Here is a 14,776-nt window from a genome sequence, read left to right as displayed (position 1 = left end):
GGGTTACTCTCCATCAGACAGCGCACTACGGCTGCGCGCTTGGTTGGAACGTTGAATTTTGGCCACTTCGGCTGCGACCAGTTTTGCCAAGGCCTGCTCATCCATTCCGGCAGATGGGTGGATGTTGAATACCATCGGCGGTAGCGAAGAGCTTGCCCCCGCATTTTGGCCGGCAGGCGGAGCTGCAGACAAAGGTGGACGGTTATCAATGTCCATACCTTGGGCGCCGGCGCCGATAGCGAATGCGCCGGCATCGGTGAGCTGCTTGCTCAGGTTGGTGACAGCGCCGAGTGGGCCGCTCTGGTTGCCCGCCAAACCCTGCTCAAGGCCGGCCATCGTGAAGCCCCCCAGTTCTGCGAATACGCGAGAGGGAGAGTGAATGCCGAGCTTTTCCTTGAACCAGCCGATGGTGGATTCCCCGGCGCCGGTGATGGCTTCCTTCACCGCGCCGAGCTTGTTGGTGATGCCGTTGACCAAGCCGTCGATAAGCATGCTGCCGAAGCCGGTGAATTGCGCCGGCAGATCGACGCCGAAGTAATTCATCACCGCCGCGAAGGCACTGTAGAACAGGCCGATCGGGCTGAAGTTGGCGATCAATCCGAGAATGCCGGACAGTCCTGAGTTGAATCCGGTCTGAATCTGGGTCCACAGGCCGAGGAAGAACGCCTTGATCGGCTCCCAGTTCTTGTAGATGAGATACGCTGCGCCCGCGATCGCCGCGACAGCCAGGCCAATGGGGTTCATCAGCAGCGCGCGCCCGATGAACAGGACGGCTTTGCCGACCCACAGCAGGGCCGTGCCGAGGCTTTTGAAGGCAGTGACCGCACCGAGGCTTTTGATGCCGAACAAGGTCAGCGCATAGCGCACCATGGCAAACGGACCCAGCAGTGAGGCCATTGCCAAAGCGACGGCACCAAAACCGGTGGCCAGCACCGCCACACCTGCCACCACTCTGATGATCTGACCGGTGAGGGCCGGGTTAGCTTTGACCCATCCAGTCACCCCGCTGATTACGCTGTTGAAGCTTTCCACCAGGTTCACCAACGTGGGGCGCAGCGTTTCGCCCAGGGTGGCGGCAAGGTTGAAAGCCCGGTTCTTGGCCATATCCATTTTCGCGGACATTGCCGCCGCACGGATATCCGCTTCCCGTTGCATCGAGCCATCACCTTCGGCCGAGCTGGCCAGCTCCAGCTGACGGCGGTACTCGCCGATGTTCTGTGCCAATTTGGAGGCGTCATCGCCGAACTCTTTGCCGAACAGCTCGGTGGCCACACCTAACTGTTCCTTTTTGGGCAGGCGGTTGATGGCGTCCAGGACGTTGAGGATGGTGCCTGTGGAGTCAGTCGTCATGCCTTCCTGCAAGGCCTTAGCTTCCATGCCCAGGGCTTTCAGTCCACTCTGAAAACGCTTGGGCTGCTGGGTGGCAATCGCGAGCTCACGGATCATGGCGTTGGTCGCGGTGCCTGCAGTTTCAGCGGTGGCGCCCAGGGTGAGGAAGGTCGAACCGAGGGCGGCGGCATCCTTGTAGCTCATGCCTACCGAAGCCGTGACACCGGCGGTGCGCTGCAGCACGTCGATGATGTCCGCGCCCTTGGACTTGGCGTTGTCGTCCAGAAAGTTGATGGCATCGCCAAGCTGGCTGACGTTCTCGATCGGGATCTTGTACAGGTCGGCAATCCGCGCCAGGTTCTCGCCGATCGCATCAGCAGGCAGCTCGAAGGCGGTGGCGGCGTTGGCCGCGACTTCAGCAAAACTGAGCAGGTTTTCTTTGCCCTGGACGCCCATGCGCGCAGCGCCTTCAACAAGGGCCGCGATGTCGGTGGTGGCCATTGGGATGCGTTCCGCCATGGCTTTGATGGCGTCGCCCATCTCGTAGTAGGTGGCGGTGAGGTTGCCGTTGTCGTCGCGCGCACCTTCCACCTGTTTGGCTACACCGAGCATGGCATCCTCGAAGCTCATGTAGCTTTTCACTGCACCCAGCACAGGCGCTCCCATGGCGGCCCCTGCTGCGGCTGCACCTGCACCGTTTGCGGCCATGCTGCCTGCCAGAGCCTGTGACTTCTCAAGGCCTTGCTTGGCCGCTGCCAACTGACGCTGCTGGGCCGCCAGGCGCTTGAACCGTGCTTCCTGCTGGCCGATGGTCTGGGTGGTACTGGCGATGGCCGTACGCAGCTGCCGCTCACCTTCGCTGAGGCTCTTGGTGCTGATGCCGGCAGCACGGAGCTTGTCGCGCAAGCCCTGGAGTACCTGCCCCTGTGCGCTGTGCTTAGTCTTCAGTGTTTGAGATTCGCGTACAGCGGTGCGGAACTCCTGGTTGAGCCCTTGCATCGGGGCACGGGCTTCCTGGAGCTGGCCGGAAAGGTCTGCCAGACGTTCCCGCTGTTCGCGGGCGCTGCTGGAGCTGGCTCGGTGTTGTTGCTGAAGTTCCTTCTGGCTGCCACTAAGCCGACGCACCAGCTCAAGTTGGGCTTGCTGCTTGGTAACCAGCGCGGCGTATTCGTCACGTAATTTTTGCGTCGGCTCGGCGGTGTTACCAATCTGCTGACCCAGTTCGCGGATGCGTTTGCGGTTCTCCTGCCAGACCTGGTTGGCGGCTCGGGACTGTTCGCGGGTCTCGCGCAGTTGCTGGGTGAGGGCCTTGTGCCGAGTATCGAGGGCTGTTGTTTCTGCCTTCAGTTGGTCATAGCTGGTCTGCAGCGGGCGGACAGCCTGCTCATGGGCTTTCAGTGCGCCGGACAGTTGGTTCACACGGTCTTGGCTGGCCTTCAGGGCGGCGGCTTGCTCAATGCTGGCAGCCTTGGCCTGGCGGAAGCTGGTCACATCCGCCTGGGTGGCCTGCAGCTGCTTGAGGCTGTCACGCGATTGCTTCAGTGCCTGGCCAAGACCAATGCTGCTCTGGGTGACGGCTCGAATGGGGCGGGTGGCGCGGTCGATGGCCTGGAGCACGACTTCCATCTTCAGGTCATTTGCCATGGGTTTGCTCCCAGCGCGTTATGGCTCGCTCGCGCCAATCCATCAATTCGGAAAGGGGCAGCGGATCCATGTCCGCAGGGCCCCAGTGAAAGACGATGGCCAGGTCAGCCATCGCGTCATCTACGCAACGAGGGCAGCTTCCCTGTCCGACTTCTTCAGCAAAAAACTGCCGACTGCCACGCCACACTGGAGCAGGTCAGCGGGGTCCATGCGGCCGATCTCGATGTCAGTCAGGGTTGGGGTAGTGATACGTGGCAGCACCTTGCGCAGTGTCAGTACGTCCATCTGGGCCAGGTCGATCAGGCTGACACCGCGCAATTCGCCGCTGGCGGGCTTGCGCAAGGTGAGGGTGGTGATGGTCGTCTCGCCGCGAATGATCGGCGTGTCCAGGGCGATGGTCTCTTCGTTGAAATTTTTGGCCGGTTGGGCTTGTTCGGTGGCTTTCATGGGCGTGCTCCTTGGGTCTGAAGTGGGGTGTTAGATGCCAATGGCTTTGCGGTGCTCTTCGAGCAGATCCTTGCCGTTCACCACGTAGATGAAGTTGAGCAAATCGATCTCGACGAGCTCTTCGCCGTCGACGGTGAGCTTGTAGTAGGTGAGGGCGGTGGTGATCTTGTGCTCGGTGTCTTCACCAGGCTCGGCATCGCCGAAGTCGACTTCTTCATGACGGCCACGCATGACGATCTCCACAGCACTGACTTCGGCGGTGTCGTCACGCTGGACGGACGCTGCGAAGCGCAATTGCACTCCGTCCACACGTACCGTGCCGAACTGGCGCAGGGCGATCAGGTCCCAGCCGCCGAGGGTCCATTCAATCTGCAGACCGTCGTCACTGTGGCCGAGGTCGACCTTGACCGGGCCCTCCATGCCGCCGCCCCGGTAGGCTTCGAACTTGCGGCCGAGGGTGGGCAGGGTGAGCGACTTGGCCACGCCCAGGTAGCTGTTGCCGTCGTTGAACAGGTTGAGGTGCTTGAGTTTCTTGGGCAGGGCCATGCTCGGGCTCTCCTACGGCGCGACCGAGGCCGCGCGGACAAATGGGATCAGGCGTTGACGGCGGCAGCGAACTGCACCAGGTGGCGGTCAGTGATGCGCTGGCGCAGCAGCAGGTTCTCCAGCGGCGGTACCGGGGTGTAGTCGTAGTCCAGGTACAGCTTGCCGGCCTTGAGGGTGTCCTTGTCGTTGGCGGCCTCGTCGTACCAGCACTCACCACCCAGCAGATAACCGTTGCGCGTCAGTTCGCGCATCTTGGCGTTGATGCCCTCGACAATGTCGCGGACCAGGCTCGGGTGCATTGGCTTGTCGACTGCCCAGAAGTGCGCCTCGGCCATGGTGTCGGCCAGTACCTGCGCTGAACGGGTGTAGTTCTCGAAGGCGAACAGCGGGTCTTCCGAGCAGGTACGCGAGCCCCAGAAGCGGAAGCCATCGCGGCGGATCAGGGTAGTGACCTCATCGGCGTTCAGCAGACCGGCGTCGGTGGCAGGGTTCTGCAGGTCGAAGAAGATGTCCTTGGAAAGGCCCGACACGCCGTTAACCGGCACGTTGGACAGGGTCTTGTGCCAGCCCACCTGCTCATCGAGCTTGGCGCGCAGGCCCAGGGCTCGGGCCACGGCGGCGGCCGGTTGGGCGCTGCTAGTGACGGTGTCCCAGTTGATAAAGTCGGGCCAGATCAGCATCAGTTCACGGGCGCCAAAGCCTGCGCGGTAGGCCAGGGCTTCGGAGACGGTCTCACAGCCGAAGCAGTTGGCGTAAGCGAAGCCCCGTAGCTTCTGTGCAATGGCCACCAGTTCGGTAGTCACGTCCAGGTTGTCGAGACCTGGTACGCCGAGGATGCGCGGCTTAACGCCGAGCTGGGCTTCGGCAGCCAGCAGTGCCTTGAGACCGGTGTACTGTCCGGTAGGCGTGACGCCGCCGATGATGTTGGTGGTGGTTTCTGCTTCGGTTTCGCCTTCGGCGACCCGGACCACGACGGTGACCGGGCTGGCCTGATCGGCGATTGCGTCCAGGCTCTTGGCCAGGGTACCCGCTTCACCGGCCTTGCCGGACGCGGTGAGCACATCGGTCAGCAAGACGGGCTTGTTCAGTGGGAAGACGGTGGCGTCGGCATCCTGCGCAGTGCAGACCATGCCCACCACGGCAGTGGCGACGGTGCGAATGGGGCGGGTGCCCTCGTTGATTTCGAGGACGCGTACACCGTGATGGTAATCGGTGGCCATGGGAGTGTGCCTGTGCAGTTAAATGACACTGCACAGGCTGCCGCGCGCGTGGCGGATGGGCGAGCGATGAGGCTTGTAGCGTGACAATCTACAAGCCCAGGGAGTGTTATTGATTTTGCTCGGCGATCCAGAACGGTGCGATCGGGCGCTGCAGGCCATCGGGAAAGGCTTCCGATTGTGGCCAGTCACGCAAGGCCTGGCGGTAGGTCAGCAGCTCAGAGAACTGCTCAGCGGTGAGGGTGGTCGGCCGCTGCATGTCTAGCTCGTCGCGGTGGCGGGTTGATAGCCACTCTGTGGAATCCAGCAAGCTATCTCGCAAAGCGCGCTCCATCGCGGCGGTACCCTGAACCACGCGTGCTTTCAACGCGGGAGGGCTGATGCTGAAGTCAATCGCTTGGCCACTCGACTGTCCGTCAAGCAGCTGTCCGTAAAGTTCGCTGCTAATTTCTACCGCATCTGCTGGGATATCGGAATGGGTACCTTCCATTAAAAAAGTTCCCAACCGAGAGCATGCGTAAATTTTCATATCTAGCCCCTTAATACCCAACGGCGTGCCAATTCATAACTCGTTGATCATTAACATTGTTTTCGATGAAAACCTGCGCGTCGAACCCTGACGCACTAGGGGTTCCTATGCTGACGCTTTGTTTGTCCGTACGGAAGTTGGCGTTGTTGTCGTAGTTACTGGTATTTAGACCAGTACTCGCAACAACACTTAGGCACGCATTGGGAAACAGCATTGGGAATACGGTATCCATGTTGGCCGTGGCCACTGAAAGAGGAACGAGTGCTCTACCCCACTGAACAATCAGGCCGCTCGCTAGCTTCTGGTAACCATTTGTGCCGATGTTGGCAAGGAAGGCTTCTGCTCCTAGCCCACCGCCTCCCAGATACCAAGCATTGTTTCGCTTAACTACTGTGACTTTTTCACCTCGGTAAGCGGTATATGAGTTCGCGGCGCTGATGCCTTGAATAGTTTCTGTGCCGCTACCTTTTAACGAACCACCTTCCTTCATGAACAAAAAATGGAATGCCGAACCGTTAGGTGTTACGGCCAACGACGGTAGAGTTATTTGCCAGGTATCTGTGTTCAGAAACAGATTGCCTGCCTGTGCATTCACAAGTGTGATGTTGGCCGAGACCAGAATCGGATCGCCTGGCAGGCTGCCCAATGCTCGCTGCACAAATTCTGTGGTAGCAATTGAAGTATCAGCGTCAAACTGCTGCGGTGTTGGCGTCTGGGGGCTTCCCGTAAAAATGGGCGATTCCAAAGGTGCCTTTAGAGCCAGCAGATTGGTTATGGTCGTCGCAAAGTTGGGATCATTCCCCAACGCTGCTGCTAATTCATTCAGGGTATCCAGCGCTGCAGGTGAGGACGCCACTAAAGCCGCGATGGCTGCTTGTACAAAGGCTGTATTAGCCAGTTGTGCGGTATTACTTCCTGGCGCTGCTGTCGGGCAGGCAGGGACACCGGTAAACGTGGGGCTCGCTAAGTTCGCTTTGAGTGCACCAAGCGCAGCGACAAAGGCGGTGGTGGCTAGTTGTGTAGTGTTGGTTCCCGCCGCTGCGGTCGGACCGGCAGGAATGCCGGTAAACGTAGGACTCGCTAACGGTGCTTTGAGGGCCATGGCGGTGTCGATTTGTACCATCGTGTAGACATCTGTAAGGCCGTAGCCTGCTGCGGTGGTCGGATTGGCTGCGGAAACCACACGACCGTATTTGTCTACAGTGACACTGCGATAGGTACTCGCCGCCACCCCAGTGCGGCCAAAAGCCATTTCAAAGCTCAATCCTGACGTGCCCAGGGTAATCGGGCTATCGGTTACCAGCTGCCAGGCGCTGTCACCATTGAGCGTTCCTTTCTCCACCAACACCAGCATGCCTGGTGTGACTTTGGCAGTGGTGTCCGCATCGGCACAGCGCGTCCAGAGACCACCAGCGACTACTTGGTAAAGGCCATTATCCTTGGCCGCAGCCTGGTTTTTTACCAGCACTCGGGCCCCAGCTGTCAGTACAATCCCATCGATCGTCTGCACGCCGCTCAGGGTAATCGCTGCGGTCGTTGCGGCTAGCACCGAATGCTTGAAGTCCTGTTTTGCGAGCTCTTCGGTAACCCATTCGCGGGTCGCTAAAACCACACTGGGGTCAATTTTCAACTGCACATTGGCTGTACTGGTCACGATGATGTTCAGCCGCACGACCTGTGTCTTGCCTGTGCCTTGGCTCAGTAGCGGCTTGAAGCTCGGCGCACAGTTAGCCACTGCGACCAGATCTCCATCAGTGTCATAGAGACCAATTTCCCGAATCCACCAGCCGCCGACGTCAGGGGGAATGACTTGCTCGGCGATAATGATGTTCAGGTTTTCGGGATCAACCTTGAGCTGGTTCAAGGGTGCGCGACGGCGCTCATTGATCAGGCTGGTTTGCGTACGCGACGGAACGGGATCGGCGCCGTTGGCATCGCCGACGCCCATTTGGGAAAAGGTCCAGGGGACGCCCAAGGCATCGGCGTTGGCTTGCTTGGCTTCGCCAATTGCAGTGAGGATCGCAAAGAACTGGCTGTTTTGATCAGTCATGAATAGACGTCCAGGGTTTCGATGGTATGTTCTCGGCCCGCTGGGCCAAAAGTGCCTGTCACTTCAATGTCTCGAAGAAGAGGGGGGTAAACGTCGATCTCGTCGCCCTCGTACAGGCCAACGGCCAGGCGCATATACCCGTGGGTGGCGAGGGTAATGGCGAGGCCGGTCAAGTGGCGGGTAAGTGGTCGGGCGTCGTCGATTAGCCAGGTAAGCTCCTGGTACATCTCTTCGGTGATGCCGGTATCCAGTACACCGATCTTCAGGGCAAAGGTCCCTGGCACGCCTTCGGGCACGGTCTGAAACCATTCAACGACCTCAATCAGGTAGCCGAGGGGTTCGACGACCCGGCGCAAGGCGCCGATGGTGCCTTTGCGCGAATGGACGAAGAACGATGAGCGGATGGCCGAGCGTTTGGCCGCCTCAGGCCAGCGGCTGTCCCAGCGATCGACTGAAAATGCCCAGGCCAAGTACGGCAACAGGGCGACGGGGCAACGGTCAGGGTTGACCAGGTCCCGCAGCGGGATCGGTACCCGCTGAATCTGGGCCAGCGCCTGCGCTGCCAAGCGCTCCAGCTGTGTGGCATTGCCGGGCAGCAGGTTCATGGCGCGGCGCCTTGGGTGAGTGTGACGCCGATGCAGTAGGGCGCCTGGGCGCTGGTGGCATTCAGGTCTATCCAGTTGTCGAGTTCGACTTTGCGCACACCTTCAACATGCAAGGCGGCATGGATAGCCGACTCTGACACCTGCATACCAAGGCGCCGCCGTTGATGGACGTAGGCCAGTAACCTCTGTTCCGCTGCGGCGAGAATCGGCTCGGCTTCCGGGCCTTGGGTCTTCAGGAACAGTCGGGCGTTGACCTGGTACGGCAAGATCTCAGCGCCCTGGACGGTCAGGCGATCGGCGACCGGTCGGCGGTCTTCATCATTCAGGTAGGTGCGGACCACGTCGAGCAGGGCGGGGCTAGCGGTACCGTCGTCTGTAACTGATTGGACCGTTACCACTGCGACTGCTGGTGATGGGCTGTCGGCGGAAGCATCGGCAACACGTCCGTCAGCGCCGCGCGCATGGAAGATGTAGGAATTACGTGGCCCGGCGGTACTCAAGCCCTCGAATGCCATCTGTGCGCGTTCGCGCAGGGCATCGTCACTTTCCTTTTCTTCCGGGATCGGCGGCACAGCTGTTGGCTTGGCCAGGCGAATCACCAGGCGTTTTACGTTGAAATTGGCCGCCACCTGGTCGAGGTCATTGCCACGGGCCGAGCTGAGCATCACCGCGAGCGAAGCCTCGTTAACCCGCTGACGCCACACCGTCTCGCGATAGGCGCTTTCCTGCAGCAGCTTGGTCAGCGGTTCGGACTCCAGCTCCAGGGTGGCGGCAATTGCGGCCTGTTGTTCTTCTGGCCAGAGGGTGACGGCATGAGCCTTGCGTTCGGCGAGAAGCTGCTCGTAGTCGATCTGCTCGACCACGGCGGGTTGCGGCAACTGAGACAGGTCGATGGGCGTGAAAATCGTGGTCATGCTGTAGCCCCCAAAGTGAGCGGAACGCGCAGGCTAAAGGGCTCGTTTGAGTCGGCGAGGGCGCCTTCCACATCAAGAATGGCCTGGCCGGGGATTTCGCCCAGGCTCAGCTGGACGCGGCTCAGGCGGATACGCGGTTCCCAGCGCATCAGCGCGGTCGCGGTGGCGGCGTAGGCCTGCAGGCGCGTGGCGCTGTTCAGTGGCCAATCGATCAGGTCAGCCAACTGGCTACCGTATTCCCGGCGCATGACGCGGCTACCCAGCGGTGTGGTCAGGATGTCGGCAATGGACTGCACCAGGTGCTGGCGATCGGCGATGGTGCGGCCGGTGTTGGCGTTCATGCCGATCATGGGACAGGCGCTCCAGAGGTACCCGGCCCCGACATAACGCCCGAAGTGCGGTGCTTGACGAGGCTGATGCCGTTGGCACCGGCGACCACGTCTTCGGACACCGTGACCTTGCCGGTCACGGTTTGGTTGCCCTGCTGGGTGTAATCCCCGGTGTGATGGATCGGGCCGACGATGTTGATGCCACCGGTGCTGGTCAGATCAGTGACACCGCCCTCGGGCAGGATGGCACGCAGTCGATGGGCGATGCTGTCGTACTCGATCACGGCACCATCGCGGTAGGTGCGCCGGTGCAGGCCTTCGCGGTCGCCATTGGCGGTGATCAGGTCGCTGAATAGACCGGTGATCACGACGCCCTGGGCGAGTAGTCCCGATGGGCTCAACAGCACGACCTGTTCACCCACTGTGGGCGGGTCCCATTCCCGATCAGCCCCGGCGCGCAGGCTCAGCCACGGACGCCAAGCAGTGACGATGTTGCCGCTTTTCACCTTTACGCGGGGCGGCTGCACCTGGACCGCTTCGACGGTACCGAAGCGGACAAGGTTTTCGATGAGGCGAGCGAGGTCGGCGATGTTCATGCCGCTGATGCTGCGATGCGCGCGCGTGTAGCGCACGGCGCGCGGTTTGTATGGAGGCTCGTTACAGCGGTAGGGTCAGCGGGTGAGGTGTTCGAGCAGGCGATCGCGGATCAGTTCGAGATCCTGATCGCTAAAGCCCAGCAGCTCACGGCGCTCATATTGAACATCGCTCATGCCCTTGCCGGGGCGATCTCGCAGGCCCTCCTGGTGAACGCGGGCAATTCGTGCAGTGCGCGCCAGGAAGCCGATGGCGATTGAGTTGGGCGTGCTCTGCAGCTTCAGGTGCTTGGCCTGGCGCAGCTTGGTGAACATCTGTCGCTTGATTCGCCCGGCCTTGCCGCGCAGTTGACGTGGCTTGCGCGTGGCATAGGGCGTGCCATCCGGATTGCGTTGCGCCGCGATACGCTGTTGCTGGCTGCGACGCAGGTCTCGGGCGATCTCCTGGTTGAGTTTACGGCGAGCACCAGGTTCCAGCTGGGCGAGCAAGGCCGCAGCCCAGTCTTCCAGTGCGTGGAGGTTGTCAGTCATGACGGCGTGGGTGCGGGCTGGCGATATCGCCGCCGTCCTGGGTGGTGCTCTGCCAGGCGGCGAGCAGTGAGTCACCGGCGTAGAGCTGCCATTCCCCGGCCGGCAGGTAGGGTTCAAGCTGGGGCTCGTCGGGGTGGCGGACCTGCAGTGTGCCGTCGTCTTGTTTCTTGACTATTACCCGCTCAGTGAGGGGCAGCGCGATCGACAGGTCGACCTTGCTGTTGTCGAGGATGTCGGCCTCAAACTTGATCGCTTCCTTGCCTTTTTCCTGGTTGGCGAGCAGTTCATGCTGGTTGACCAGCAGCCAGGCCAGCAGCGGGATCATCAGGGCGTCCGGGTGCCCGGCGAAGTCGGTCAGTATCACGTTGAGGGTGTAGGCGTACTCGAATGACAAGCCCACCGCCGCCGTGCTGCGGACTGTACCGTTATCGATGAACACTAGCAGGCGGTCGGGGTCAACGCGCAGCTCCGGCACGGCAGCGAGCAGATGGTTGCGCAGGGAGTCGGGCTTGTTCATGGCTGCTGGGCTTCCTGTTGGGCCTGGTAAACCGTATCCACCTGGGCAGCGCAGTCGGCCCATGCAGCCTCTACCACTTCCACGTCGCGCAGCAGTTCGCCGTTAGCGGTCGGTTTCGCTGCTGGCAGGCTGCACGGCACGACGACTGGACAGCCACTGACGATAACCTGCGGCGCCGGTAATGGCGGGGCGCTCGCGCAACCGGCGAGCAGCAACAGGCAGAGGCTGGCGAGACCAATCGGCAAGTACAGCGTTTTCATGTTCGAGCTCCTGGATCTGGTTGAGGCTGTTGGCCAGCTCCTGGCGCAGCTGGTTCTGGGTGAGTCGCAGGGAGGTTTGGGCGGCACGCTCGGCCTGCACTTCGCCACCCAGGCGAACGATGGTGGCGGCTTGGCGCTCGCTCTGTTCCTGGAGCGCCTGCAGGCGTTCTTCGGCCTTGGTGGATCGGGCTTTCTCCACCTGAAGGCGCTGGTGCTGTCCCCAGAACAGTAGGGCCAAGGCAATTACTGCGGCGATTGCCAGAAACGCCTGGCGCAAGGCACTCATGCAGCCTCTTTGCTGCAGCAGTCGGCGTGCCGTTCATAGGCGCGCTCAAGCTTTACGTCGTAGAGGTTTCGGGCATAGGCGGGGCCGTTGTAGAGCTTGGCGAACTGGGCCCATTTTTTACCCTTGAGGGCTTTGTGCAGTGCGACGTCGGTCTCAATGAAGCGGACGAAAGCTTCGAACTGCTCATTTTCGTTCTGGGACATCCGGGCGACGAAGTCAGCCGCGCTTGCGTAACCCAGGCGCTGCCAGTGGTAGCCCATGATCTGAAACGCTCCCCAGCTGGCGGATTCGTCGGCGCACTGGCTATCGAGCATGCGAGCCTGCGCCAAGCGTTGGTGTTCGCCAGGGCCACCGATGTAGCCGCCATATCGGGGGTTGACCAGTTGCGGATACAAGGCGGCCAATTCATCGGCGTGACGCTGCAGCTCGGTCACGTTGTCGCCCTCGTGCCGAGGCATCACCAGACGGCTGTACATGACGTGTCGCTCGAAGAGGATCTTCGGTTTGCCATTGGCCAAGAAGCCCTTGCCCTGACTCTCCACCTCGTTCACGGCATAGATCGAAGCGAGCTCAACACCCAAACGCTTGGCTCCGGCCAGCAACGAGGCATTGCCCAAGAGCAGCTGGCAGTCGCCGCCGAGCAGTGCGGATTGGGTCTTCTCCCCGGCAATGCCGTCATCGACCAAGCCAACCCTGGCTTGGAAGGCGCGCACGGCCTTTTCGGTGGCGTCACCGAAGTCACCATCGACGACCAGGACAGGTTTGGCACCGGCCTGGTTAAGCTGCTTTTGCAACTGGCTAACGGCCTGACCGCGGTCACCATGGCGGAGGGTAGGGGTCATACGCTTGGCCTCAACAGGGCGGCAACGTTGCCGCGTGATCGATAAATCAGGGTGCAAAGCAGTACGGCGGTCACGGCTTGCCACAGGCTGACTGGAGGGCGGTACAGCAGCAGCTCAAGGCCGCACATGCACAGCGCCGCGCCGAACAGGCTGGCCAGCAGGGAAATCCCGCGCCGGTACCGGGCACTGCCTCGGCAGTAGCAGGCCAGCCGCAGCGCGCCGAGCAAGTAGGCGCTGGCGGTGATCAGCGGAATGACCAGGGTGATGATGGACATTTCAGCTCCCCCCTCGAATACGGCGCAGGATCTCGAACAGGTCGGCCTGCTCGACCCAGAGCATGGCTTTGATGCTGATCGGGATGACGACCAGCGCGCAGGCAAAAGCGGCACCGCCGCTGTTGATGATCGGTGCGAGCTTCAATGCCACCGGTGCAAACAAGTAGCCCACGCCGGCCGATAGCAACAGCGAACCCAGCCGCTGCCAGGCCTTGAGGTCGCGCTTGATACTGGTTACCAGCCAGGCACCGAGGATGGCGCCGAACAGCGCTTCACCATCGATCAGCGGCACGGCGGTGGCCAGGCCGAGGCCCATCAGCAGGCCGGTAATGGAGCTGGAAGTCGGATCAGCCATGGCTCGGGGTCCTTTGATTGGCGGCGGTTAGTCCCATAGGTTCACCACCTGGCGTTGTTCAACTCGTGGCACAGCATCGGGCAGGGTGACCTGTGTGCCGTGCGGAATGATGGGGCCGTAGTCGGCCAAGCCGGGGTTGGCGTCGAGGACGGTTTCGGTGACGCCTGCGGTGCGGCCGTAGTAGCGCCAACAGATGGCATCAACGGTGTCGCCCTGGTTGGCAATGACGGTGGACATCACAGAAGCTCCACTGTGGTGTGGCTGATACCGAGCAGCGAGCGCAGAGCCTTGCGAGCATCGCGGCGCAGTTGGTCGGCGCTGGTTTCCTCCTCGGTTACCTTCTTCTCGCCACTGTTGGTGGTGTCGAAGCTGCTGTAGCGCTCCACCAGTTCGGCCAGCGCGTTGCAGTAAATGACGCGGCGATAGAGGTGCAACTGTGGGCTTTCGCCTTTGATCTTCTCCGCCGGTACGTCAACCAGGCTGTTGAAGCCCTGGGCGATCTCGGCATCACGGAAGCCGGCAAGCTCCCGATTGGCCTCGATCATGGCGTTGACGGCGGCGACTTCCAGCCGGTCGTCGGTGACGGCATCGGTGATGCGCATGGCGGCGCGAAGGTGCTGGCCGTTGATCTCCGGCCAAAAATCACCATTGCTGATCGGGAATGCGGTACTTGGAATACCACCGGCAATGAATCCGCTCATGCTGATCGCTCGAATAGGTCGGCGGTGGTCGGGACTTCACTGCAAGGCCAAGGAGATAACCCGCTGATCCGTCCCGAGCCGCCGGGTGCGTGGGGACGCTCGGTTAGCCAGCAGTGCCGGCGTGTTTTTTGAGGAGGCGCTCGGCACGCTCCAGGTCTTTCTTGCCACCGCAGCTGCTGTGCAGCTCGATCGCCCGTTTGAGCAGGTCGATACCGGCTTGCAACTTGCCCGGCTGGCCAGGCTGTTCGTCGCTGATGCCTTCCAAGGTGGCGCGGCCGAGAGCCAGGATCAGCTTGGCGCGCGCCTCGTCCGGCATATCCTGGTCTTCGGTCAGCACGGCAGTCGCGGTGAGGATCTCCAACGGGAAGGTGCCGCCAGCCTTCTGTGCCTTGAGTGCAGCTGTCGCGACTTCCTCTGCCACCAGACAGCCGGTGGTGCGGCTGAAGCGGTCCGGCATCAGCAGGCCGTGTTTCAAGACGTACTCAGCAACCTGCAGCCCACCCGTGAAGTCACCAGCGTCGAAGCGCCAGACCATCAGGGTGGTGAGCACATCGTCCTGGGCACCCTGGCCAGCCAACAGCACACCATCAACGTAGGGCACGTACTCCGGCAGGATTTCGGCTTTGAGCTTCGCCTTACCCTCTTGGGACTGCACTTGTTTCAGGCGGAATTGGTCCTGCTGCAGCTTGGCGAGCATTACCTCGTAGCCTGTGGCGCCTTCCATCAGGGCAGCAGGGGCTGCGGCTGCCGCCTCCTGGGCTGCGCGTTTGCGCAGTTGGTTGCGTTGGGCAAGGGTCAGGGCCATG

20 protein-coding genes and 1 pseudogene are annotated in these 14,776 nt (G+C 61.4%); all 21 read right to left on the bottom strand.

Annotated elements, in window-relative coordinates; all coding sequences use genetic code 11:
* Positions 1-3 precede the first annotated feature (3 nt).
* On the bottom strand, positions 4-2,973 hold the full coding sequence (locus E1573_RS01700) for a phage tail tape measure protein (protein WP_256659457.1): 2,970 nt from the start codon (positions 2,971-2,973) through the stop codon (positions 4-6).
* On the bottom strand, positions 2,963-3,085 hold the full coding sequence (locus tag E1573_RS01695) for a GpE family phage tail protein (RefSeq protein ID WP_133210031.1): 123 nt from the start codon (positions 3,083-3,085) through the stop codon (positions 2,963-2,965). The genes E1573_RS01700 and E1573_RS01695 overlap by 11 nt, the downstream gene beginning before the upstream one ends.
* An 8-nt stretch (positions 3,086-3,093) precedes the next feature.
* Positions 3,094-3,420, bottom strand: coding sequence for a phage tail assembly protein (locus E1573_RS01690; protein WP_133210029.1), 327 nt, complete (start codon positions 3,418-3,420; stop codon positions 3,094-3,096).
* 30 nt (positions 3,421-3,450) lie between these two features.
* Complete coding sequence (locus E1573_RS01685; RefSeq protein WP_133210027.1) at positions 3,451-3,966, bottom strand: phage major tail tube protein; 516 nt, start codon at positions 3,964-3,966, stop codon at positions 3,451-3,453.
* Positions 3,967-4,013: 47 nt separating this feature from the next.
* A complete protein-coding gene (locus E1573_RS01680; protein WP_133210025.1) occupies positions 4,014-5,186 on the bottom strand; it encodes a phage tail sheath protein in 1,173 nt (390 codons plus the stop codon).
* A gap of 106 nt (positions 5,187-5,292) precedes the next feature.
* Entirely contained in the window at positions 5,293-5,712 is a 420-nt protein-coding gene (locus E1573_RS01675) for a phage tail assembly chaperone (RefSeq protein WP_256659456.1), read from the bottom strand.
* A 10-nt stretch (positions 5,713-5,722) separates the two neighbouring features.
* A complete protein-coding gene (locus E1573_RS27140) occupies positions 5,723-7,762 on the bottom strand; it encodes a phage tail protein (RefSeq protein ID WP_133210023.1) in 2,040 nt (679 codons plus the stop codon).
* A complete protein-coding gene (locus tag E1573_RS01665; protein ID WP_133210021.1) occupies positions 7,759-8,367 on the bottom strand; it encodes a phage tail protein I in 609 nt (202 codons plus the stop codon). Before E1573_RS01665 ends, E1573_RS27140 begins: the two co-directional genes overlap by 4 nt.
* Positions 8,364-9,281 carry a baseplate J/gp47 family protein gene (locus E1573_RS01660; RefSeq protein WP_133210019.1) on the bottom strand — a complete coding sequence of 306 codons (918 nt, stop codon included), beginning with the start codon at positions 9,279-9,281 and terminating at the stop codon, positions 8,364-8,366. The genes E1573_RS01665 and E1573_RS01660 overlap by 4 nt, the downstream gene beginning before the upstream one ends.
* Positions 9,278-9,631, bottom strand: coding sequence for a GPW/gp25 family protein (locus E1573_RS01655; RefSeq protein ID WP_133210017.1), 354 nt, complete (start codon positions 9,629-9,631; stop codon positions 9,278-9,280). The genes E1573_RS01660 and E1573_RS01655 overlap by 4 nt, the downstream gene beginning before the upstream one ends.
* Entirely contained in the window at positions 9,628-10,206 is a 579-nt protein-coding gene (locus tag E1573_RS01650; RefSeq protein WP_133210254.1) for a phage baseplate assembly protein V, read from the bottom strand. Before E1573_RS01650 ends, E1573_RS01655 begins: the two co-directional genes overlap by 4 nt.
* A gap of 75 nt (positions 10,207-10,281) precedes the next feature.
* Complete coding sequence (locus E1573_RS01645; RefSeq protein WP_133210014.1) at positions 10,282-10,734, bottom strand: phage virion morphogenesis protein; 453 nt, start codon at positions 10,732-10,734, stop codon at positions 10,282-10,284.
* Entirely contained in the window at positions 10,727-11,251 is a 525-nt protein-coding gene (locus E1573_RS01640; RefSeq protein WP_133210012.1) for a phage tail protein, read from the bottom strand. Before E1573_RS01640 ends, E1573_RS01645 begins: the two co-directional genes overlap by 8 nt.
* Positions 11,248-11,511, bottom strand: a complete 264-nt coding sequence (lysC, locus tag E1573_RS26865; protein WP_218568355.1) for an Rz1-like lysis system protein LysC — start codon at positions 11,509-11,511, stop codon at positions 11,248-11,250. Before lysC ends, E1573_RS01640 begins: the two co-directional genes overlap by 4 nt.
* Positions 11,435-11,797, bottom strand: a pseudogene (locus tag E1573_RS26915) (DUF2570 domain-containing protein); the annotation flags it as partial. The pseudogene E1573_RS26915 and the gene lysC, both read right to left, overlap by 77 nt.
* Positions 11,794-12,639: an N-acetylmuramidase domain-containing protein gene (locus E1573_RS01630; protein WP_133210007.1), complete on the bottom strand. Its 846-nt coding sequence runs from the start codon at positions 12,637-12,639 to the stop codon at positions 11,794-11,796. The pseudogene E1573_RS26915 and the gene E1573_RS01630, both read right to left, overlap by 4 nt.
* Positions 12,636-12,914, bottom strand: coding sequence for a phage holin family protein (locus tag E1573_RS01625; RefSeq protein ID WP_133210004.1), 279 nt, complete (start codon positions 12,912-12,914; stop codon positions 12,636-12,638). The genes E1573_RS01630 and E1573_RS01625 overlap by 4 nt, the downstream gene beginning before the upstream one ends.
* A gap of 1 nt (position 12,915) precedes the next feature.
* Positions 12,916-13,269, bottom strand: a complete 354-nt coding sequence (locus E1573_RS01620; RefSeq protein ID WP_133210001.1) for a putative holin — start codon at positions 13,267-13,269, stop codon at positions 12,916-12,918.
* A 27-nt stretch (positions 13,270-13,296) separates the two neighbouring features.
* Complete coding sequence (locus tag E1573_RS01615) at positions 13,297-13,506, bottom strand: tail protein X (protein WP_133209998.1); 210 nt, start codon at positions 13,504-13,506, stop codon at positions 13,297-13,299.
* Complete coding sequence (locus E1573_RS01610; protein WP_133209996.1) at positions 13,506-13,970, bottom strand: head completion/stabilization protein; 465 nt, start codon at positions 13,968-13,970, stop codon at positions 13,506-13,508. Before E1573_RS01610 ends, E1573_RS01615 begins: the two co-directional genes overlap by 1 nt.
* 103 nt (positions 13,971-14,073) lie before the next feature.
* Positions 14,074-14,775, bottom strand: coding sequence for a phage terminase small subunit (gene gpM, locus E1573_RS01605; RefSeq protein ID WP_133209993.1), 702 nt, complete (start codon positions 14,773-14,775; stop codon positions 14,074-14,076).
* Position 14,776: the final 1 nt, after the last annotated feature.

The sequence above is a fragment of the Pseudomonas sp. H9 genome, assembly GCF_004353925.1.
In the GTDB taxonomy this organism is placed as follows: Bacteria; Pseudomonadota; Gammaproteobacteria; order Pseudomonadales; family Pseudomonadaceae; genus Aquipseudomonas.
The sequence above is the reverse complement of the archived record's forward strand: the minus strand, read 5'-3'. Positions and strand labels throughout refer to the sequence as shown.